The organism is Anaerotruncus sp. AF02-27, from assembly GCF_003465835.1.
In the GTDB taxonomy this organism is placed as follows: Bacteria; Bacillota; Clostridia; order Oscillospirales; family Ruminococcaceae; genus Anaerotruncus; species Anaerotruncus rubiinfantis.
Map to the genome: position 1 here is coordinate 56578 of NZ_QSBX01000003.1, position 21542 is coordinate 78119.

The 21542-nt window shown below is 56.6% G+C and carries 16 protein-coding genes; 10 read left to right on the forward strand and 6 right to left on the reverse strand.

What is annotated here, in order from left to right; all coding sequences use genetic code 11:
* The first annotated feature begins 9 nt into the window (after positions 1–9).
* From DWV16_RS04010 to DWV16_RS04050, 9 genes are all read left to right on the forward strand, one after another.
* Complete coding sequence (locus DWV16_RS04010) at positions 10–984, forward strand: carboxyltransferase domain-containing protein (RefSeq protein WP_118477875.1); 975 nt, start codon at positions 10–12, stop codon at positions 982–984.
* Positions 985–1001: 17 nt separating this feature from the next.
* Positions 1002–1961 carry a 5-oxoprolinase/urea amidolyase family protein gene (locus DWV16_RS04015; protein ID WP_118477876.1) on the forward strand — a complete coding sequence of 320 codons (960 nt, stop codon included), beginning with the start codon at positions 1002–1004 and terminating at the stop codon, positions 1959–1961.
* Positions 1962–1975: 14 nt separating this feature from the next.
* Positions 1976–2236: a hypothetical protein gene (locus tag DWV16_RS04020; protein ID WP_066452495.1), complete on the forward strand. Its 261-nt coding sequence runs from the start codon at positions 1976–1978 to the stop codon at positions 2234–2236.
* A gap of 14 nt (positions 2237–2250) precedes the next feature.
* A complete protein-coding gene (locus DWV16_RS04025) occupies positions 2251–2613 on the forward strand; it encodes a biotin/lipoyl-containing protein (RefSeq protein WP_066452494.1) in 363 nt (120 codons plus the stop codon).
* Between the two features lie 164 nt (positions 2614–2777).
* Positions 2778–3983, forward strand: a complete 1206-nt coding sequence (locus DWV16_RS04030) for a sodium ion-translocating decarboxylase subunit beta (RefSeq protein WP_066452493.1) — start codon at positions 2778–2780, stop codon at positions 3981–3983.
* The gene (locus DWV16_RS04035; protein WP_147349421.1) at positions 3980–5152 is read left to right on the forward strand and encodes a hypothetical protein; all 1173 of its coding nucleotides are present in this window, start codon (positions 3980–3982) and stop codon (positions 5150–5152) included. The genes DWV16_RS04030 and DWV16_RS04035 overlap by 4 nt, the downstream gene beginning before the upstream one ends.
* Before the next feature lie 202 nt (positions 5153–5354).
* Positions 5355–8939 carry a response regulator gene (locus tag DWV16_RS04040; RefSeq protein WP_368183614.1) on the forward strand — a complete coding sequence of 1195 codons (3585 nt, stop codon included), beginning with the start codon at positions 5355–5357 and terminating at the stop codon, positions 8937–8939.
* A 3-nt stretch (positions 8940–8942) separates the two neighbouring features.
* A complete protein-coding gene (locus tag DWV16_RS04045) occupies positions 8943–9311 on the forward strand; it encodes an Hpt domain-containing protein (RefSeq protein ID WP_118477878.1) in 369 nt (122 codons plus the stop codon).
* Position 9312: 1 nt separating this feature from the next.
* Positions 9313–13599 (forward strand): PAS domain-containing protein, encoded by a 4287-nt coding sequence (locus DWV16_RS04050; RefSeq protein WP_118477879.1) that lies wholly within the window; start codon positions 9313–9315, stop codon positions 13597–13599.
* A gap of 152 nt (positions 13600–13751) precedes the next feature.
* On the opposite strand, the gene DWV16_RS04055 is transcribed toward DWV16_RS04050, so the two are convergent.
* The 5 genes from DWV16_RS04055 to DWV16_RS04075 all read right to left on the reverse strand — a co-directional run bounded on the left by DWV16_RS04055 (position 13752) and on the right by DWV16_RS04075 (position 19338).
* Positions 13752–14855, reverse strand: a complete 1104-nt coding sequence (locus DWV16_RS04055) for a Xaa-Pro peptidase family protein (protein WP_118477880.1) — start codon at positions 14853–14855, stop codon at positions 13752–13754.
* 27 nt (positions 14856–14882) lie between these two features.
* A complete protein-coding gene (locus DWV16_RS04060; protein WP_118477881.1) occupies positions 14883–16178 on the reverse strand; it encodes a lactate racemase domain-containing protein in 1296 nt (431 codons plus the stop codon).
* Positions 16175–17677 (reverse strand): tripartite tricarboxylate transporter permease, encoded by a 1503-nt coding sequence (locus tag DWV16_RS04065; RefSeq protein WP_118477882.1) that lies wholly within the window; start codon positions 17675–17677, stop codon positions 16175–16177. Before DWV16_RS04065 ends, DWV16_RS04060 begins: the two co-directional genes overlap by 4 nt.
* A 12-nt stretch (positions 17678–17689) precedes the next feature.
* On the reverse strand, positions 17690–18145 hold the full coding sequence (locus tag DWV16_RS04070; RefSeq protein WP_066452485.1) for a tripartite tricarboxylate transporter TctB family protein: 456 nt from the start codon (positions 18143–18145) through the stop codon (positions 17690–17692).
* 119 nt (positions 18146–18264) lie between these two features.
* Positions 18265–19338, reverse strand: coding sequence for a tripartite tricarboxylate transporter substrate binding protein (locus DWV16_RS04075; protein ID WP_079987957.1), 1074 nt, complete (start codon positions 19336–19338; stop codon positions 18265–18267).
* A gap of 191 nt (positions 19339–19529) precedes the next feature.
* Here DWV16_RS04075 and DWV16_RS04080 point away from each other — a divergent pair, with 191 nt between their 5' ends.
* Complete coding sequence (locus DWV16_RS04080; RefSeq protein ID WP_158572774.1) at positions 19530–20411, forward strand: AraC family transcriptional regulator; 882 nt, start codon at positions 19530–19532, stop codon at positions 20409–20411.
* A gap of 37 nt (positions 20412–20448) precedes the next feature.
* On the opposite strand, the gene DWV16_RS04085 is transcribed toward DWV16_RS04080, so the two are convergent.
* The gene (locus tag DWV16_RS04085; RefSeq protein ID WP_118477883.1) at positions 20449–21477 is read right to left on the reverse strand and encodes a Gfo/Idh/MocA family protein; all 1029 of its coding nucleotides are present in this window, start codon (positions 21475–21477) and stop codon (positions 20449–20451) included.
* Positions 21478–21542: the final 65 nt, after the last annotated feature.

The window sequence follows — 21542 nt, forward strand, 5'->3', positions numbered from 1 at the left end:
GTACTTTGCTTGGGAATCAAATCAGAGGCGGTCATATGTGTCCTCAATGAAAACACCCCGGACCGGAAGGTTGTCATCCGGATGTCCGGAAACGACTATGTGCTGGTGGAATACGGCGAGATGAAACTGGATGTAGGCTACCGGGTGCGTCTCTACTGGCTGGAAAAAATCATCCGGCAGATGCAGGTCGCGGGAATCCGGGAACTTTCACCGGGTGTACGGTCAATGCTCATCTATTACGACAGCCTCACGCTGCCTCTGAACCGGCTGGTGGAGGTCATCCGCATGGCGGAAAAGAGCATCGCGGCATATGAGGATCAGCCGGTTCCTTCCCGGCTGGTGAAATTGCCGATCGCGTTTCACGATGAAAAATGTCTGGCCTACGTCCGTAAATATATGGAGTCGGTACGCGCCGAAGCGCCGTACCTGCCCGACAATATGGAGTTTGTTGCGCGCTGCAACGGGCTCGATGGGGTTGAAAAGGTGCGGGAATACTTCCTCGCCACCGAGCATCTGGTGATCGGCCTGGGAGATGTCTATCTCGGCGCGCCCTGCGCGGTGCCGCTCGACCCGCGCTACCGGATGAGCGCGCCGAAATATAATCCCGCCCGGACGATGACGCCAGAAGGCGCGGTCGGCATCGGCGGCGCGTTCATGTGCATCTATCCGATGGAATCCCCGGGAGGTTACCAGCTCATCGGCCGCACCGTCCCGTTCTGGGACACCTGGCAATTAAACGACGCTTTCCGGGAGGCTCCGTGGCTGCTGCGGCCGTTCGACCGGGTTCAGTTTGTCGCTGTGAGCGAGGAGGAACTCGACCGTATGGGGGCGGGGGTGCATAACAACACCTATCAATTTGAGATTGCAGACGGGGAATTTGAGATTGGCGCCTATGAGGAATTCTGCCGGCAGGTGGAACCGCAGGCGCTGGCATTTAGACGCCGGCAGGCGGAATCAATCGGCCTTGCGACACAGGGCTATTAGGAAGGGGAGCGGGTTAGATGATTGAGATTATTGACGGCGGCCTTGGCCTGACTGTTCAGGATTACCCGGGACGGATCGGTTATTGGAATATCGGGATCCCACCCTCCGGGCCGATGGACCCGTTTGCGTTCCGGCTTGCGAACCGTCTCGCGGGAAATGAGGACGGGGATGCCGGGCTGGAAATCACCGGTATGGGACCGACCCTTTTGTTTCACGACCCGGCGGTGATCGTGCTGGGCGGCGCGAAATTTGCCGCGACGATGGATCGGGAGGAGCTTCCCTGGTGGACGCCGGTCGAGGTGCCCAAAGGTGCGCGGATCAAGATCGGCCGGGTGATTGGCGGAGGGTTCCGCGCGTATCTGGCAATCCGCGGCGGGATCGACGTGCCGGAATACCTCGGCAGCCGCTCGACCTTTGCATATGGAAAATTCGGCGGCTTTGAAGGCCGGCCGTTGAAAAAGGGCGATATGCTGGAGATTTTTACCGGAAAGCCGGTGAAATCGCGCAAAAATGCCTTCAACGTCTCCTGCATGCCCCAATATACCAGCCGGTGGGAGATCGGCGCGCTGCCCGGGCCGCATGGCTGTCCGGATTTCTTCACCGAAGAAAGCGCGGACCTGTTCTTCTCATCGGATTACCACGTGAATTACAACGCCAACCGCCTGGGAATCCGCCTGGAAGGCCCGAAACCGGTTTTCGCGCGCGCCGACGGCGGGGAAGGCGGCCGGCATCCTTCGAATATGCACGATTATACCTATGCGATTGGGACGGTCAATTTTTCCGGCGACACCCCGATCATCATCGGTGTGGACGGGCCGAGCCTCGGCGGGTTCATCTCGTTTTGCACCGTGCCGACCGCCGAACTGTGGAAGGTCGGGCAGGTCAAGCCCGGGGATGTCATCCATTTTCGCAAGATGACCCTAGGGGAAGCGATCGAACTGCAGCGTGAGATGGAAACCATCCTCTCGCTTGTCTGAAAGGGGGAAACAGAATGACGATCTCCACCTTGTCATTGGCTTGGTCGCTCTGGCTGGCGGTGGCAGTGGCGGTTTGCGCGGCGGTGCTGATCCATAACGTCCGCCGCGAGATCCGGCATGTGAAACCGCGCGCCGCCGTGTCCGCAGGGGCGAACCGGCCGGCTGAAGCCGCGCCCGCGGGAGAGCTTAGCGCTGAACAGGTCATCGCGGCCGCGGCCTATTACTGGCTGCATCCCGAAAATCCCGCGGGCCAAAGCGAAAAAATTGATCAGTAAAAGGAGTGTCCCATATGAAGCATCTGAAAATTACCTATAACGGCTTCACCTATGAGGTGGATGTGGAGGAGACCGGCGCGGTCAGCTCGATTTCACCCGCTTGCGCGGCGCCAATCCCGGCGGCTCCCGCGCCTGTACCGGCCCCGCCGCCCGTCCCGCAGGGCGGAAACGTCGTCGAAGCGCCGATGTCCGGGCGGATTGCAAAAATCCTGGTGCAGGTGGGCGATACGGTTCGCGCGGACGACCCGGTCGTCATTCTGGAGGCCATGAAGCTGGAGAATGAAATTTATGCCGATTATGACGGCGTGGTGCGGGAAATCCGGGTAAAACAGAACCAGGTGGTAAATACCGAAGATGTGATCGCAGTGATTGGCTGATGGAGGTGAACGGCATGGCACAGGTCTGGATTATGACGGCGCAGATTGCCGGTGTGGCGTTTGTGCTGTCAATACTGACAGCCGTGGCGATCTCATTGATCCGCACAGTCCTGCAAAAGTTCGTGCGCAAATGAGTTCCGTCCGGCGCAATAAGGAGTGAGAATATGGACCTTTCAATGTTGTTTCAGGGGATTTCAACCCTTTTCGCAGTGGATCCCCGGATGGCCCTCGCGCGCATCCTGCTGATCGCACTGGGCGTGCTGCTGTTCTATCTCGGCTGCAAACATACGCTGGAGCCGCTCATCATGATCCCGATGGGCTTTGGCATGGTGGCGATCAACAGCGCGGTGCTTTACCTGTCCACCGGCGTGATGGGAAATATTTTTGTCGATCCAATGGTGTCCGATACCAACGCGCTGATGCAGATTTTGCAGGTGGATTTCCTGCAGCCGATTTATACGTTTACCTTTAGCAACGGGCTGATCGCCTGTATTGTTTTCCTGGGGATCGGGGTGCTGACCGACGTGGGATACCTGTTGGCCTATCCCTTCACAAGCATGCTGATCGCCTTCTGTGCCGAGCTCGGCACCATCCTGACCTTTCCGCTGGCCATCTCGATGGGGCTCGCCCCCGGAGACGCGGCTGCGGTTGCGCTCATCGGTGGCGCGGACGGCCCGATGGTACTGTTTGCTTCGCTCACAATGGCAAAGGACCTGTTTGTCCCAATCACGATTGTGGCATACCTCTATCTGAGTCTGACCTACGGCGGCTATCCATTTTTGATCCGACTGCTGGTTCCCAAAAAGCTGCGCGGGATCAAGCCGCCTGTGGATGACCGGATCGCCAGCGTGACCCGGCGGGAAAAGCTGGTCTTTTCGATCGTCGCCTGTCTTGTGCTTTCGCTGCTTTTCCCGGTTGCCGCGCCGCTGTTTTTAAGCTTTTTCCTTGGGGTGGCGATCCGCGAAGCGGGGGTGGAAAAATATGCTGAAATGCTGGAAAACACCTTCCTGTATGCCTCCACCTTTTTCCTGGGGCTTCTGCTGGGGGTGCTCTGCGAGGCGACAACCATCCTAAATCCCGTGATCCTCAAGCTGCTGGTACTCGGGATGTTTGCCCTGCTGATCTCCGGAATCGGCGGCATTGGCGGCGGATATCTGGCCTACTTCATCAGTGGGAAAAAGTTTAATCCTGTGACGGGTATAGCGGGGGTGTCCTGCGTGCCGACCACTGCCAAGGTCGCGCAGAAGGAGGTCACGCTGGCCAACCGGTCCGCAATCATCCTGCCCTACGCAATCGGTGCAAACGTTTCAGGGGTGATCACCACAGCGATCCTCACCGGCCTGTACATCACCTTCCTGCTCTCGAAATGACGCGGCGGGATCCACTGCCCCAACGGCTGGGCGGCCTGCTGATTGGGCTGGCGCTGGGATTTGCCTGCTACTGGGGGCTTCCCGCGGCTGGAAGAAGCACGCTTTTGCCGCTTGACTACGATTGGATTGTCGCGGGCGCCGCCCAAAGCCTGCCCAAACAGCTTGCCTGGTTCTTTATGAACTTCGCCGAGCCGCAGTTTTACGCGGGAATTCTTTCCGGCCTGGGCGTGATTCTGGGCGGAATCGTTGCATGGCTGCGCTGGCGGGACGGAAAGCCCACGCGTTTCGCGCTCTGTGGGAACCCCGTGTTGTTCCCCTGGGTGCTTGCCGCGCAGCTCGCATCGCTCGCGCTCACCCTTTTTGTGTTCGGCCGGTTTGGGAGTTATTTTACCGATGGGGCGGATTGGGTGGCGACCTTCATCCCGGTGGCCGGCGCGCCGCCTGCGGTTATCCTGCTGTGCGGACCGGGCTGGCGGCAGCTTTTTGCCGGTTCGGTTTTGGGCGGACTTTTCTGCGCGCCCACGGCGGTGTGGCTGAATCTCCATGTGGCTGCGCCGCTCGGGCTGCCCAGCGTGGTGGCGAGCGTCATCGCGATGGCAGTGACCGGCGCGGTGATCTGTCCGGTCTGCGCCGCGCTTTTTGGTGTGGCGGCGCCGCCGGCGCAAAAACCAGCCGCAGCCGGCCGTGGGGTCGCCTGGCGGGTGAAACGGATGCTCGCTGATTTTAGTGAGGCGCAGTTTTATGGCAATGAGACAGCCTCGCTCTTCTTGTTGGGCGGGGTGCTGTTGGAAACGGCGCTCTGCGCGGGGCATGGGGTCTATGGAACCGGGCTTGTCCCCGCGATTCTGCTTTCCCAGTTCACCGGATCGGCCGTGGGGATTTTCCTTTACGGAGAACGGCTTGCGGACGGATACGCCACCTTTATCCCGGTTGTAAGCGTGGGCCCGGCCTGCGTGCTCTTTTATGGCGGAGGGCTGCTGCCCGCGCTGTTCGCGGGTATTTTGGGCGGCATTCTTGGCGGCCCCACGGCGCAGATGATCCGCGGGAAGCTGCCGTGCGGCGTTCACCCGACGGTTGCCAATGTTACGGCAATGGCGGTGTGTACCACGCTCGTGACAGCCGCTATGGATCTGCTGCCCTGTTTTTCACGGGTTCCAAACTTAGCTTGAGACTGGGAAAGGGGTTGGCTTTATCCGTTCGCAGGGCCTGCCGCTGCCTGTGGTGAGGGCGGTGGAAACGATAAAAAAGATTGCCCCCGAACGTTTCCTATGCTAAAATAAAACATATACAGGCAAAATCCGGAACAACGGGATTTGTGCTTCGCAAAGGCGCGGCAGGGCATGTCATGCCTTTGTGGAAAGGATGAGACGGATGATCACGACAGCCAAGGAAACGGTTCGGCGGTTCTGTCAAAGCTGGTTTGAACAGCGCGACGCGGAAAAGACGCTGACATTTTTATCAGAAGACGTCAGGTTTGTGGGCACGGGTGAGGACGAGTCTGCCCAGGGAAGCACCGAAATGGCAGCATATCTCAGGCAGGACATTCAGGAGATACCCGAGCCTTTTCATTTTGAACTGGCTGATATCCATGAGCAGAGGATTGCGGAGCATGTATGCAGTCTGGCCGCGGGGCTGATCCTGAAAAATACGCTGTATTCCTGGCGGCTGCGGGCATTTTTCACCCTGGTTCAAACAAAAGGCGGCGAATGCCTGATCAAAAATCTTCATTTTGCGGAACCCAGCGCGAGCCAGCTTGAAAGCGAGCACTATCCGCGGTCGCTGGTGATGGAAAATATCGCCCGTCAGCGTCAGGAGCTGTTGAATGATTCTCTGGCCGGCGGGATGATGGGCGGTTACATAGAGCCGGGTTTCCCATTTTATTTTATCAACCGGCAGATGCTGGCATATCTGGGTTATGAGAGCGAAGCGGAATTTATCTCTGATATTGGCGGTATGATTTCCAACTGCATGGCGCCGGAGGACCGGGAATTTGTGGATGTGCAGGTAGGGCGCCAGCTGGACGAAAAGGGAGAATACACAGTAGAATACCGGATGAAAAAAAGGGACGGGTCCTATATCTGGGTTCACGATGATGGCAGACGGATCACAGCGGAGAACGGCAGGCCCGCCATTGCTTCGGTTTGCATTGACATCACGGCGCAAAAGCAGACGCGGGAAGAATTGCTGCATATCTATAACAACATTCCCGGGGCGGTTTTTCGCTGCAAATTTGATCCGGATTTCTCTGTCGTTGAGGCCAACGACGGCTTGTTTGACTTTATCGGGTACAGCCGGGAAGAATTTGCAGCCATGGGCAACAAAATGTCCACAGTGATCTATCCCGAGGACCTGCTGGCGATGGCGGATAAATTGAAGGCGCAGCTGATGAATGGGAATACCATCCATAATGAGAGCCGTCTGGTGTGCAAGGATGGGACGGTCAAATGGCTTTCCATCAAAGGCCAGCTGTTCACCGAGCAAGATGGGGAACAGTATTTTTATTGTGTTTTTGTGGATATCACCGATGAAAAGCAACTGCGGGAACGGGTCCAGGAACTGTATGAAAAGGAGCTTTCCTATTTTGTGGAGCTCTCTTCAGCGGAAGGCTGCATCCAGGGGCGGCTCAACGCCACACAGAACCGGATGGAAAGCTATCTGGCGACGGCGGATGTAGCGGTTGCGCATTCCGGAGATTCCTACGATGATACGATCGAAAACCTGGCGGCCTCCGCGGTGGACCCGGCTTATGGGGAGGATATCCGCAGGCAGCTTTGCAGGGATAAGGTGCTGGCGGATTACGCTGCGGGAAAAACAGAATACCATTTCGATTTTCTGCGCAGGCGCAATGACCGCGGGGCATTCTTTGGCAGCACAAACTTTCGCTCCTATATGAACCCGGAAACTGGGGACATCATCCTGTTTTTCTATACGCATGACGTGACCGAACAGAAAATTCAGAGAGAGCTCCTGAACCGGCTGGCGGAGCTGGATTACGACGTTATTACCGACATCAACATTCCCCGCGATTTTCACCGCACGATCTCGATGGACAGAGGCCGCAGGGACACCGTCCCCCGACAGGGCGAATTTCAGAAAGAGATCCGTAAGGTGGCCCAGCGGTTTATGGACGAAACCTGGCAGAAAGAATATCTCGGCAAGCTGGACTATGCCTATATGAAAAAGATGCTGGAGGAGCAAAACACCTACTCCTTCATTGTGGAGATGAAGGATGATCACGGTGAGCGGCGGATCAAGCGGTTCCAGGTATTCTATATTAATAAGGAACTGGGGCGGGTCTGCATGGCGCGCTCCGATGTTACGGATGTGGTCCGGCAAGAGCAGAAACAGAGGGAAGATTTGGCGGCGGCCCTAGTTGCGGCGGAACAGGCCAACGCGGCCAAAACCGATTTCTTGTCCCGGATGTCCCATGAAATCCGCACGCCGATGAATGCGATCATTGGGATGAGCACAATTGCGGCTCAGTCGATCGGGGATGACGAGCGGATCGCTGACTGCCTGTCCAAGATCGGCATTTCATCCAGATTCCTGCTGTCCCTGATCAACGACATTTTGGACATGAGCCGGATCGAAAGCGGCAAGATGCTCTTAAAAAATGAGAAGATCCCCGTAGAGGAATTCCTGAGCGGGATCAATGCCATCTGTTATACCCAGGCGGCGGCCAAGGGTGTGGAATATGAATGTATTGTGGACCCGGTTCTGGACGATTACTACATTGGAGACGCCATGAAACTGCAGCAGGTGTTGATCAACATCCTGTCGAACGCCATCAAGTTCACCAGCGAGAACGGGAAGGTCACATTTTCCGTTGAACAGCGCAGGAAAACCAAAAATGACGCTGAGCTGCGCTTTATTGTGAACGATACCGGCTCTGGAATGAGCGAGGAATTCCTCCCGCATATCTTTGAGCCGTTTTCCCAGGAATCCACTGGCGCCACCGCCGTGTATGGCGGTACCGGGCTGGGCCTTGCCATTTCCAAGAACATTGTGGATATGATGGACGGGAACATCACAGTGCGCTCGATCAAGGGGATTGGTTCCGAATTCACTATAAATGTGAAGCTCGGCATCACCGAGGAGGAAAAACTCCGGCACCATCTGAAAAAGCGGGATTATCATTTCTCTCACTTGAAAACACTGGTTGTGGACGACGATGTGACCGTCTGCGAGAGCGCGGTCGCCACGCTCAAGGAGATGGGAATCCATGCCGAATGGGTGGACAGCGGAACAAAAGCCGTCGAACAGGTGAAAACCCTTTGGGAGAACGGCAGATTTTATGATATGATCCTGATCGACTGGAAGATGCCAGAGATGGACGGCATCGAAACCGCGCGGCGTATCCGCCGGATTGTCGGGCCGGATGTCACAATCATCATCATGACCGCCTACGACTGGGTCTCCATCGAGCATGAAGCGAAGCTGGCGGGCGTTAACCTGCTGATGAGCAAGCCGATGTTCAAATCCTCGTTGATTTCTGCGTTTACCAAGGCTCTGGATAAAAAGGAGAGCCAGGAAAAACAGCCCGAGATCACCGACTATGATTTTTCCGGAAAACGGATTCTGCTGGTGGAGGACAACCAGATCAATACCGAAGTGGCCGCAATGCTGCTGGAAAACAAGGGGTTTGAGGTTGAAACGGCAGGAAATGGGCTGCGGGCGCTGGAACTGTTCAGCAAATCGACGCGGGGGTATTACGACGCAATCCTTATGGATATCCGTATGCCCCTGATGGATGGGCTGACAGCTGCCACCAACATCCGGCACCTCAGCAACGCCGACGCCGATTCCATCCCGATCATTGCAATGACCGCGAATGCCTTTGATGATGACATTGAAAAGAGTAAGGCTGCGGGGATGAACGCCCACCTCGCCAAACCCATCGAACCGGGGCGCCTGTATCAGACTCTGTCTGATTTTATTTTCGGGAAGGAGTCCTGAGGAATGCGGGGATTCAGAGAAGCGTTTGAAGCCTATGGTGCGGATTATGGGGCCACAATGGCGCGGTTTATGGGAAGCGAGACGATGTATCTGCGGCTTCTGGATATGCTGTTCCAGGATAAAAACCTGCAGAAGCTGGGCGACGCAGTCGCGTCCGGCGACCTGCGCGGCGCGTTCGAGGCGGCGCATACCCTGAAGGGGGTGGCCGGGAATATGGGGCTCACCCCGCTGTATGATGCGGTCTGTGCCATGGTGGAACCGCTGCGGACCGGACAGCAGCGCGCGGACTATCCGGTTTTATATCAAGTGGTACAGGAGGAATTTCAAAGGGCGAAGATCTTTCGGGACGATTTGAAAAGGACGGTGGAGTAGAATGAGGCTTGCGCATGAGCTGGAAACGCTCCTCAGCAGCATTCCCAGCGGGCTGTGCGTCTACCGTCTGGAGGGCGGACAAATCCGCCCGGTGTTCCATAATTCAGCTTTTTGTACGGTTTTGGGTTTTTCGGACGAGCATATCTTCCAGGATGGGCAGGAGTTGTCCTTCTCCAATATATACGAGGAGGATCTGCCGACCCTGCGGGAAAAAATCTGCGGACTTATGAAAAACAGTGCGGGGATGTCCCACACCTTCCGGGTATTCAACGACAGGATGGGGGAATACCGCTGGCTCCATGTCGAGGTTTCTGCCAAGCAACAGGGGGACGGCCTGTTTTTTTATGCTGTTTACAGTGATGTGAGCGAACAGGTGCGGCTGGAGCGGGATCTGACTGACACAAATGGAAAGATGGGGGATATCATAAACGCCATTCCGGGCGGTGTGGCGATCTATAAGGTTTCCGATATTTTTGAAACGGTGTATTTTTCGGACGGCGTCCCGCAGCTGTCCGGATACACCGTTGCGGAATACCGCGAGATGGTCAAATGCGACGCGGCTGAGATGACCTATTGGGAGGATACCGGCATGGTGGTATCCCGGGCCAGGGAGGTCATCCGGACCCGCGGGGTTGATGAACTGGAATTCCGCAAGCGGCATCGGGACGGGCATATCGTGTGGGTGCGCGCCCAGGTAAAATGGATCGGGGAAGAGGATGGATGCGCGCTTTTGCACTGCGTGTTCCACAATATTTCAGATCTCAAGGAAGCGCAGCTTGAGATGGAGCATCTGGTCAATTCGATCCCGGGCGGCATTGCCAGTTACCGGGTGGAAGGGAATCGATTTATCCCCACCTTTTATTCGGACGGCGTCATGGTGCTCTCCGGCCATACCAGAGAAGAATATGAGGAGCTGGTGCGGGACAACGCGCTCGATATCATTTATGAACCGGATCGGGAACGGGTGCTCGCAGCGGCGCGGGCGGCGGTTCTGAGCGGTGAAGTTCTGGATGTTTCCTATCGGATGCACCATAAGGATGGATCCCTCATCTGGATCCATCTCAATGGCCGCCGGCTGGGACCGCTTTCGGAGTCCACACGGTTTTACGCGGTTTTTACGGGAATGTCTGCGCAGACGCATCTCTTTCAGAATATTGCAAATGAAACGGCGGATGGAATTTATGTGATCGCCAAAGAAAATTACGAACTGCTCTATGTCAATGAATCCAAGGCCCTTTTTCTCAAGGAATCGGATTGTATCGGAAAAAAGTGCTATGCGGCAATGCATGGGAAGGATGCGCCGTGCGAGTTCTGCACGCTGAACAGCCATGCGGCGGATGCGCAGGAACACGAGATGCCGGTTGACGGGACCGACCGGTTTTACAAAACACGTTTCCGGGAAGCCGATTGGAATGGAATCCCGGCCTACATCAAATATGTCCGCGATGTCACCGAGGAAGTCAGGACCCGGAAGGACAAAGAGCGCCTGGAGATGTATTTCCGGACGGTGGTTTCCAATCTGCCCGGAGGGATTTCGGTCATCCGCTGTGATCCGGACGGCAATATGACGCAGGAGTTCATTTCCGACGGCTTTGCCGCAATGACGCATATGACGGCGGCACAGGTGTCCGGGTTATATGGCCGGGATATCTTCACAGGGTTTCATCCCGGGGATGTCCCGGCGCTGCGGGAAAAACTGCAGGCCTATGCAAAAAAAGGCGAGGGGCACTGTGAGCTGGCCGGCCGGATCAAACGGGGCGACGGCAGAGGCTATGTCTGGGTTAAATGCACCCTGTCGCTCTTGCAGACGGAGGATGGCGTCCACAGGATCTATGCCGTATACACAGACATGACGGCCGCGGTCAGAGAGCAGGAAAAGATCCGCCAGCAGTATAAGGAGATGCTCCTCCAGCATTACCGCACGCCGGGACCGAACGCCCTGATCCTTGGCCACTGCAACGTCACCCAGAACCGGATCCTGGAGATCATCGACCATACCGATTCCAACCTGATGAAAGTCTTTGGCACGAACCGGGAGAATTTCTTTACCAGACTGTCCGACATGATTGTCGGGCAGGAAGATCGGAGTTCCTTTTTGAACACCTATCTCAATGCCCCGACGCTGGCTGCTTTTTCGCGGGGAGATACCGAGCGTATCATGGTTTGCTTTGTCAGGCTTCCAAAGGAAGAAACCGGCCGTTATGTCCAGTTCAAGGTGAATTTGGTGGAGACTCCGGACACCGGAGACGTCACGGGAATCCTGACGGTCACCGACGTCACCGAACAGGCGATTTCTGAGCGGATACTGCGCCAGCTTTCGGTCACGGGCCATGATTTCATTGTGGATGTGGATCTCCTGCGGGATCGCTACACCATCCTTTCGTGCATAGAGGACACCGGCAACGTTCCGCCGCGCCAGGGCCGCCATTCCGAATGGATACAGAAGATGGGCAACTGCAAAGTTGTGCCAAAAGACCGGGAACAGTACCTGCGGGGGCTGGACCCTGTGCGTATGCCGGAGCGGCTGAAGCGGGAAGGGGCATATACGTTTGCTTTTTCCGTTGTGGATGACAACGGGGATATCCGGACAAAAAATATGACTGTTTCCGCCGTGGATCTGCGGTTGGGCAGGATTTGTCTGTCCCGGACGGACATCACGGATTCCATCCGGGAACAGCAGGGCCTTCTGCATATGATCGCGTATACCTTTGAACTCGCGGGGTTCATCAATGTTGGCAGCGGCCGCCTGACCATGCATACCCGCCAGACAGTTCTGGAAAACCTGGCGCCTTATATCGTTGAGCAGTATGATCATGCGGTGGCGTATTTCGCGGGCCGTTACGGCGTGGAAAAAGACGGCGAGGCCGGCGAGCAGTTCTGCCTGGAGACCATGCTCCGCCGTCTGCATGAAAAGCCGGAAGGCTACGACTTTGTGTTCCCCTACCATGCGGACGACGGGCTGCGGTATAAGCAGATCAACGTGCTGTGGGGGGATCAGAACCATCGGACGATCTGCATGGTGCGGGCGGATGTAACAGATATGCTGGCTGCGGAACGGGAAACCAAAAGGAATCTGGAGGACGCGCTTACGCAGGCGCGCAATGCCAACCGCGCCAAAAGCGATTTTCTTTCGGCGATGAGCCACGATATCCGCACGCCAATGAACGCTATCATGGGGATGACCACGCTGGCAGCCGCTTATATTGACGATCCCGAACGTGTGAAGGACTGCCTGCAAAAGATTTCCGCGTCTTCCCAGCATCTGCTGAGCCTTATCAACGATGTCCTGGATATGAGCAAAATCGAACAGTCCAAAATTGCCCTCAACCGGATGTATGTCACGCTTGCCGACTTGGTGGGACAGCTTTCTTCCATCATGGCGCCGCAGGCCAGGGCGGCGGGGGTTCTGTTGGATGTCCGGATCGCGGACGTTTCCCACCGCAGCTTTTATGGGGATGGGCTGCGTATCAATCAGATTCTGCTGAATATCCTGAGCAACGCGGTCAAATTCACTCCGGAAGGCGGGCGGGTGGACTTTTTGATCGAGGAAGTTTCCCCAGCCCGCCATACGGGATGGGTTCGTTACCGGTTCACTGTGAAAGACACAGGAATCGGAATTCCGGAGGAATTCCTTGCACATATTTTTGATCCGTTTATCCGCAGCACCCTGGTGGCCCGTATCGAAGGAACCGGACTTGGGTTGAGCATCGCAAAGGGGCTGGTCGACCTGATGGAGGGCAGCATTTCTGTGGAAAGTACGGTCAATAAAGGTTCGGCCTTTTACGTTGAGCTGGAATGCGAACCTGCGCCGGCTGGAGCGGACCCTTGTCCGGATGCCGCTGGCAGCAGACTTTTCCAGATAAAGGCGGACCGGTTGTTATGCGGATGCCGTTTTTTGGTGGCGGAGGACAATGCGATCAACGCGGAAATCCTCTGTGAGCTTCTCCGGCTGTTTGGTGCGGATTCGGTTGTAAAAGCGGACGGGGCGCAGGCTGTGCGGGAATTCAGGGATGCGCCGGAAGGAACCTATGACGCGATCCTGATGGATATCCAGATGCCGGAGATGAATGGATATGAGGCGGCGCGCGCGATCAGGCGGATGGAACGCGCGCAAGCAAAAACCATTCCGATTGTGGCAATGACGGCCAATGCCTTTGCGGAGGATGTACAGGCGGCGCTGCAGGCGGGGATGGATGCGCATGTGGCCAAACCGTTGGATGTAAATGTGCTGCGCTCGGTCCTGAGTAAGGTGCTGGGAAAGGGAATGCCGGATCGGAACCTGCAATGAAACCGCGCAATAGGCTGACGCGCTGTATCGGTTGATCCTTGAAAACTTCCCACCGCTTGCTTTGGATTGTGTGGAAAACCTTCCCGCCCTAAAGAAGCATAAAAAACGGCGGTCTCGCAGAGACCGCCGTTTTTTATGCTTCTTTAGGGCGTTCAGCCTTCCCAGATCGCTGGACGGGTGAAGGTCTGATCTTCGACAGTGACTGTCATGACCGGGCAGATCACTGGCCGGGACACCGGGATAATTCCATGGGAGGTGGCAATCACGGTGTCTTCGCTTTTGGTGCCGGTGATGGAAGGATTCCAGCAGAATGCCTGGTTTTCCTGGATGAGGCCCGGCGTGGAGAAATCCACCCGGTAATCGCGTCCGGCGTAGCCGATCGGCCCGCCCTGATGATGCAGTTTGAATTCTTCGCCGTAACCGTGCGCTTCGTACGCTTTCTGCCCGGCTTCCAAAGCCGAAACAAAACTCTGGCCGGGGATGGAATTGGCCATAAGGGTGCAGTCGATTTCCACATTGGCGCGGTATTGGCTGGCCAGCTGGCTGGAGACGGGGACAAAGTTCATCAGCCGTGTGCAGCAGATGATGAGCCCGCGGTACCGCATATTTCCGCCGAGCTGAACCCGCTCACGCACAATTCGGTCGGTCGGGACAGGGTGCCGGTAATTGGAAATCCGGTCATCCGCCGCGCACATGGCGGACACAACGTCGAGGCCGGTTTCGCGAATGCGGTGCGCAAGCTTGCCGATGATGGAAAGCTCACTGTCGCCCGGGCGGGCCTGCGCGATGGTTTCCTCGATGGCGCGGGCGGTCAGATACCCGCCCACAAGGTAGCGTTCCACTTCAGATTCGGTCAGCGAGAAACGAAGGAGCCGGATCTCATTGGAGATGTTCGGCCCGGCCGGATTGCCATGATCAAAACCGACCTTTCCGGACGGGACAAGCCGGCGGATCGTTTCGCCTTCAAACGCATTTTCATACCAGGTCTGGCAATGGATCGGATAACCCAGATCTTCAAGCTTTTCCTCGTCACGCATCCGGGCCGCTTCGATATTGGTGGTGATTGCGTACTGGCTGTCCCGGGTGATCAAAAGGCCGCAGTTGCCCATTTCGCCCAACCCGACATAGTTGATGCCGCCGCCGGTCATCCAAGCGAAATTATCCTGCCGCTTGAGATAAACCGCGTCGAGCGAGAGTCGTTCAAGGGCTTTGCGGATGCGGTCCAGCTTGATTTGGATCTCTTCCATGATTGTCATATGTAAAATCCTCCCCGTATGAAAAGTTTAAAATAAATTGCCTTGGGCATCAAATCGCCAGGCGTAGGGATCGCTGAGAATTTCAAAACGGCCGTCGCCCCTGAGCGTTCCGGCAAGGTTTTCGGACACCTCGATTTCGGTCAGGCAGAGGGTGTTATGGATTCGCACCAGGGCCGCGTCCGCAAAATTGGCCAGATTGCTGGTTTTGATGCAAGCCTGGACCGCCTGCTGATCGTTTGGCAGGACCATGGGGATCTTGACGCCGCCGGTGAGGGTGGCGGTCAGGGTATTTGGATAGGTTTGTGTGAAATCGAACTTTTCAGCAGCCCGCCGCGTGGTGAAATCGGCCATCCCGAGGCCGTTTCCATTCCCCTTGGATTCCTTGGAGATATCGAGGATCAAAAGCCGCTTGATTTTGGGCCCGCCGCTGATCCATTCGGAATGGTAACGCCCGACGACGTTCGTGTCGAATCCGGCACCGCTGATATTTTTACCGATCTCATCGATGATCAGCGTATCCAGCTGGTCGAAGTGCAGGCGCGGCGCGTAGGACTTTGCCATCTCGAGCAGGCGGGGTTCCTCCGAAGCGATCTCCTCCCTGCGCAGCACGGCGCAGGCGGCGGTTTCATGAAACGCGTTTTCCACAAGCCCCACAGCGCACAGGATGTTCAGGTGCCGGATCGCCTCATTTGCAATCTCGGGGATATGCTCCGGCATGCGGCCAAACCCCAGATTATGCGCAATATCCGCGCCTTTCTGTTTGCCCAGGCCGATGGTGATCATCTTCATCAGCCCCGATTCATAAGGGCCGCGGAAGCAAACATGCGGCTTGATCCGGTTAAGCACAATCAGGTGATCGGCCTCATACGCCAGCCGGTCGGTCAGCACAGGAAGGCCCGAAGCGGTGCGCCCCAGCTCCACGGTGTCCATGGTGGCGCGGATCGGCGCGCCAACGGCATCTTCCGTATAACCCATTCCGCGCAGCATGGCAGCCTGGCCTTCGGCCGTGGCCCCTGCGTGGCTGCCCATGGCCGGAATGAGAAACGGCTCGCCGCCCGCTTCGCGCACAAGTCCCACCAGAGTTTTTACCGCAAGCGGCTGGTTGGCGATGCCGCGGCTGCCCACGGTGATTGCCACGGTTTGGCCGGGACGGACCGGGTCAAGCAGATGTTTTCCATGAACCTGCCCGGAGATCTGCTGCGCAACGTCAACCGGAGCGGGATGTACAAAATGCTGTCGGACTTTTACCATCCGCGGGATTTCGATGCCGGAGAGCAGGTTTTCAATGGTGGACCAGTTCCCATTCCCTCCGGTGCGGATCATACTGCTACCTGGCTCTTGGCCTTGCTCTGTCGGTAGGTTGACCGGATCTGCATCAGGATGAATACAGCGGCCAGCAGCAGGAAGGCCAGGGAGATCGGACGGGAGAAAAGGATAGTCCAGTCATTTTTGGAGATCTGCAGGGCGCGGTTCAGATTCTGTTCCGCCATCGGCCCCAGGACGATGCCCAGAATCAGCGGCGCGCCGGGATAGCCGTACTTTTTCATGAACAGCCCGACCAGGCCGAAGATCAGCGCGACCAGGATGTGATAGACCTGATTCGACTGGGAATAAGCGCCCACGATGCACAGGATCAGGATGATTGGCATGAGGATATTGATGGGAACCTTGAGGACATACGGCGCGACCCGTGCAAAGCCAAGCCCCACGGCGAGCATGAGGAACTGGATGACGAACATGCCGGCGAAGATGGCGTAAACAATATCCGCGTTCTCCACAAAGAGCAGGGGACCGGGCTTCACGCCGATCAGAACCAGCGCGCCGAGCATAACCGAAGTGACCACATCGCCGGGGACGCCCAGGGTGAGCATCGGGATCAGCGCGCCGCCAGTGGTGCCGTTGTTGGAAGATTCACAGGCCGCGATTCCCTCAAGCGAGCCGTTGCCAAACTCCTCCGGCCGTTTGGAGACCTTTTTTGCCACGTCATAGGCAAGGAACGCGGAGATTGCGCCGCCAGTGCCCGGGATGATCCCGATCAGGACTCCGAGGATGCCTCCCAGAACCGAAATCTTAAAGAAGGATTTAATTTCCTGGAAAGTGGGAAGCAGGTTTTTGACCTGTTTGCCTTTGATGTCGGAACCATCCTTGCCGTGGCTGCCGACCTGTGAGAGAACTTCGCTCACCGCGAAGATTCCGATCAGCACCGGCAATAGCGGGAAGCCGTTCATCAGGTAGTGATTGCCGAAGGTGAAACGGGAAGCCCCGAGAATCGGATCGGTTCCGACCGTGGCGATAAAGAGCCCGGCCGCGGCGCTGATGAGCCCCTTAAAGATATTCTTGCCCGACGATACCGCGACCATTGTCAGGCCAAAGACCGTCAGCGAGAAATAATCGGCCGCATGGAACTGCAGTGCGATTTTGCTCAGCTGCGGGGCGATCAGGATAAGACAAAGTGTGCTGATGATACCGCCGACGAACGACGCGATCGCGGCAGTGCCGATGGCTTTGCCGCCATACCCCTTCTTTGCGAGCGGGTACCCATCCAATAGAGTGGCTGCCGCGGAAGGCGTTCCAGGCGTGTTGAGCAGGACGGCCGAGACCGACCCGCCAAACATCGAGCCGCAGAATACGCCGCAGAGCATGACCAGGGCGATATCGCTGGGCATCCGATAGACCAGCGGCAGCAGCAGGATGATTCCGATGGAACCGGAAAGGCCCGGCAGCGCGCCGATGACAATCCCTTCGACCACGCCGAAGAGCATAAACAGGAAACAGGCCGGCTGAAAAACAGTCGCGAAGCCTGATAAAAGTGCGCTTAACATGCATTGCCCCCCTTAAAACCACCGGCATTCCGGCAGGAAGATCATAAAGACTTTTGAGAAAAGGACATAGATCACCACGCTGGTAACGATACTGATGATGGCGGCGGAAAGATATTTGCGGTAACCGAACAGCATCATTACGGAAAACAGCAGCAGCGGCGTGAGCAGCAGGAAACCAGCCTGCCGCAGAAGCCCGACATAAAGAAACGCGATTGCGGCGGTGGCCGCGATCGGCCGGATTGTTGCCCAGTCGAGCTGTACCTGGACATTCCGGAATCCTTTCATGCAGGTGAACACCATCTGGATGGCGCCCAGCAATATCAGGCAGAAACCGATCACCCGCGGGAAGCCGCCCGAACCCAGACCAATTTTTGCGGTGGGGAGCGACGACGAAAGTACGAACGCTCCGATTCCAAGTATAAGGGTTCCGATCGCGGCTAACAGATCAGAGATCCTGGTGTCTTTCACAGATAATTCCCCCAATCAGGGCCTCGTGACAGGCCCCTGCGATAAAAATCGGCCGCACAGGAGGTCCCTGTACGGCCGGCGACTGTCGTTTGGAGCGTCGCAGCAACCGCTTTTGTCAGTTAACTGGCCTTGTAGCGGTCGCCGAGGCCCTTGGACTTGATCAGTTCCTCAAAGCGTTTGTTTTCTGATTCCATAAACGCCTTGAAATCGGCGGTGTTCTTATACGCCGGGACAGCGTCCATGCTCTTCATCTTTTCAACATAACGTTCATCTTCCACACATTCCTTGATGATGTCATGCAGCTTTGCAATGAGCTCCGGCGGGGTTCCCTTCGGAACGACCACGCCGCGCCACTGTTCGATGGTGAGGTCAAGTCCGCTCTCCTGCGCGGTGGGGACGTCCGGATATTTCTCAAACCGTTTGGAACCGAAGTTGCCCAGGATTTTGAGCTGTCCGGCGTCCACGTTGGTCATGCCCTCCGGGGCGTTGCACATGGCCGCGTCAACCTCTCCGCTGAGCAGGCCGGTGACGGTCGGGCCGCCGCCGCTGTAGGAGATGTGCGAGAATTCCGCGTCAACCGCCTGCTCGAAGAGCAGGGCAGCCAGATGGTTTCCGCCGCCAACGCCCGCGTTGCCGATCGAAATCGTGCCGGGAGCCGCTTTTGCGTCCGCGATGAATTCATCCAGAGTGTTCCATTTCGCGTCGGCGTTCACCAGCAGGTAGTTGTAGCTTTCCACGATCTGGATCACCGGCTCAAAGGAAGTGATGTCGTAGGGGACTTCGCTCATGTGGATTTTTGAAACGTGGGCGGTGTTGACATGCATCACCTTGTAACCATCCGCTTCAGCGTCCATGAACTCGGTGCTGCCGGTGACGCCGGAAGCGCCTTCGACATTTTTGATGACCATCGGCTGTCCGTTCGCGTGGTCGGCGAAGACGTCGGCCAGCGCGCGGAACACGAGGTCACCGCCGCCTCCGGCCGCCCACTGGACAGTGGCTTCAACCGGTTTTGCCGGGAAATCCGCAGCGGGGTCCTCAGCGGGCGCCTCACTGGAAGGTGCGGCGGGTTCGCTGGATGCGGCGGGCGCCGCGGACTGGGCAGGCGCTGCGCTGGATTGCGGCGCGGCGGACTGGCCGCAGCCGGACAGGCATATCAATGCGATTGCTAATACGAGAGAAAGGGTTCTTTTCATTTTCCATCCTCCTTATTCAAGTCTGCTTCTTTTTGCGAGTGGGAATTTCCCCTCGCTAATATTATGGTACATTCACAAAATGTGAAAAGTAAGTGCAAAAAATGCTGTGCATGTTGCAAAAAGTGCTCTTGTCGATTATAATAGGCGTATATTTTGAAAGGGCTTGTCCCGGCAAAAAGGAGTGCGCACATTTGAAAGAAAAAACCCAGAGGCAAACGCTGCATGGCGTTCCGAATATGGACCGTGATTATCAGATTTTTCATTATCTGGACGGCTGGGATTACTATGCGCCGCTGCACAGCCACAATTTTTATGAACTGTATTTTTTGATTTCCGGAAGCCTCAGCTATCAGATCGGGAATACGATCTTTGCGGTAAAACCTGGGGATATCCTGCTCTTTGGAATCAACCAGCCGCACCGCCCCCTGTTCTCCGGACAGCAGGTGACCTATGAGCGAATCGTGCTGCGGATTTCGGAAAAAATGCTCTGCCAGCTCTCCGATGAAGAAGATGATCTGGCCGCCTGTTTCAAATGGCAGCGTTTCGGGGTCTACCGTTTTTCCCTTGAAACGCAGAACAATATCCGGCTGCTCCTCAGCCGGCTGATTGCGGAACAGGACCGGGGACAGGACAATTTTGGCAGCGGCGTGCTTTATAAAGCATATCTGACCGAACTGATGGTGCTTTTCCGCCGCAACTGTGAAGAAAATGCCCCGCAGTATATGAGCGATCCGGTCAAAAAACGGCAGATGATCGAGATTGTCAACCACTACATCGAAGAGAATCTGGAACGGCATATCTCTGTGGCGGAACTGGCGGAACATGTGTATCTGAGCAAATATTATTTCATGCGTTTTTTCAAGGAAATGACCGGGACTTCGGTGTATCAGTACATCATCCAGAAGCGCTTGGTGGGCGCAAGCAACCTGATTATGGAAGGGGTGCCGGTCGCGTCGGTCTATCTGTACTGTGGATTTGGAGACTACACCAGTTTTCTGCGGGCGTTTAAGAAGCAGTTTGGCTACTCCCCGAAACAGTACGCGGAATATCTCGCCGCCCAGGAATCGAATTGATATCCGATTCCTGGGCGGCATTTATAATGATGTGGGATTAAAGGTAGATCTCGCGCTTTTGGTCGGAAGAGGTATAGATCGCTTTGATGACCGAAAGCCCATGCAAGGCGTCCGCGCCGGTTACCGCCGGCTGCCGGCCTTCCAGCAGCGCCTGGGTGAAGTCCTCATACTGCCGGTAATGGGACTCATCGCTGATGCGTGCGTCGAGATGCTGCGAATTTGCGCGGGCCACATCCACAACCGCGTCGAGCGCGGCGTTTTTTCCGGATTCCAGCTGGTAAAACAAGAGATGGTCATTGCGTACAATTGCGGAGCCTTTTTCACCGAACAGGCAGAGCTCCGCGTACAGCCCAGGATAGCAGACGGTCGAACCTTCCACCGTGGCAAGGCAGCCGTTTGAGAACTCCAGATTGGCAACCCCGACGTCCTCAGCTTCGATTTCATGATGCAGCAGGGTGCGGCATTTGCCGCTCACACTTTTTACCCGCCCAAAAAAATTGAGCAGGAGATCGATATAATGGATCGACTGGTTGATCAGCGCGCCGCCGCCGTCATACTGCCAGGTGCCGCGGTAGGGGTTCTGGAAATACTGCGCGTCGCGGTACCAGATGGTGCGGGACGCGCCCCAGAGCAGCCGTCCCATAAGCCCTTGCCGGACCGCTTCCTGCAATGCGAGGACCGGCCGGTCGAACCGGTGCTGCAGGATCACGCCGAACGTTACGCCGTTTTGCCGGCATGCCGCAACCATCTCCTGCGCATGTTCCACGCTGATATCGATGGGCTTTTCGCAAAGGACGTGCTTCTTTTCCCTGGCGCAGGCGATCACCGCGTCGCGGTGCATTCCCGACGGCAGGCAGACAGTGACCGCGTCGACCGCGGCGTCGCGTAAAAGCTCACGGTAATCGTTATACACCTTGCAGCCGTATTGCGCCCCCATTTCGGCCGCGGCTGTCTTGTTCACATCGCAGACAGCGGCCAGGTATGCGTTTGGCAGGCGGGAGATCACTCCTGCGTGCAGTTTGCCGATAAACCCGCAGCCCAGTACTGCATATCCGATCTTTTCCATTCCTGTGCTCCTTTCCGGTTTGGATTCATCCTTACTATACCGGATTTTTCGCTTCCATCGCAGTG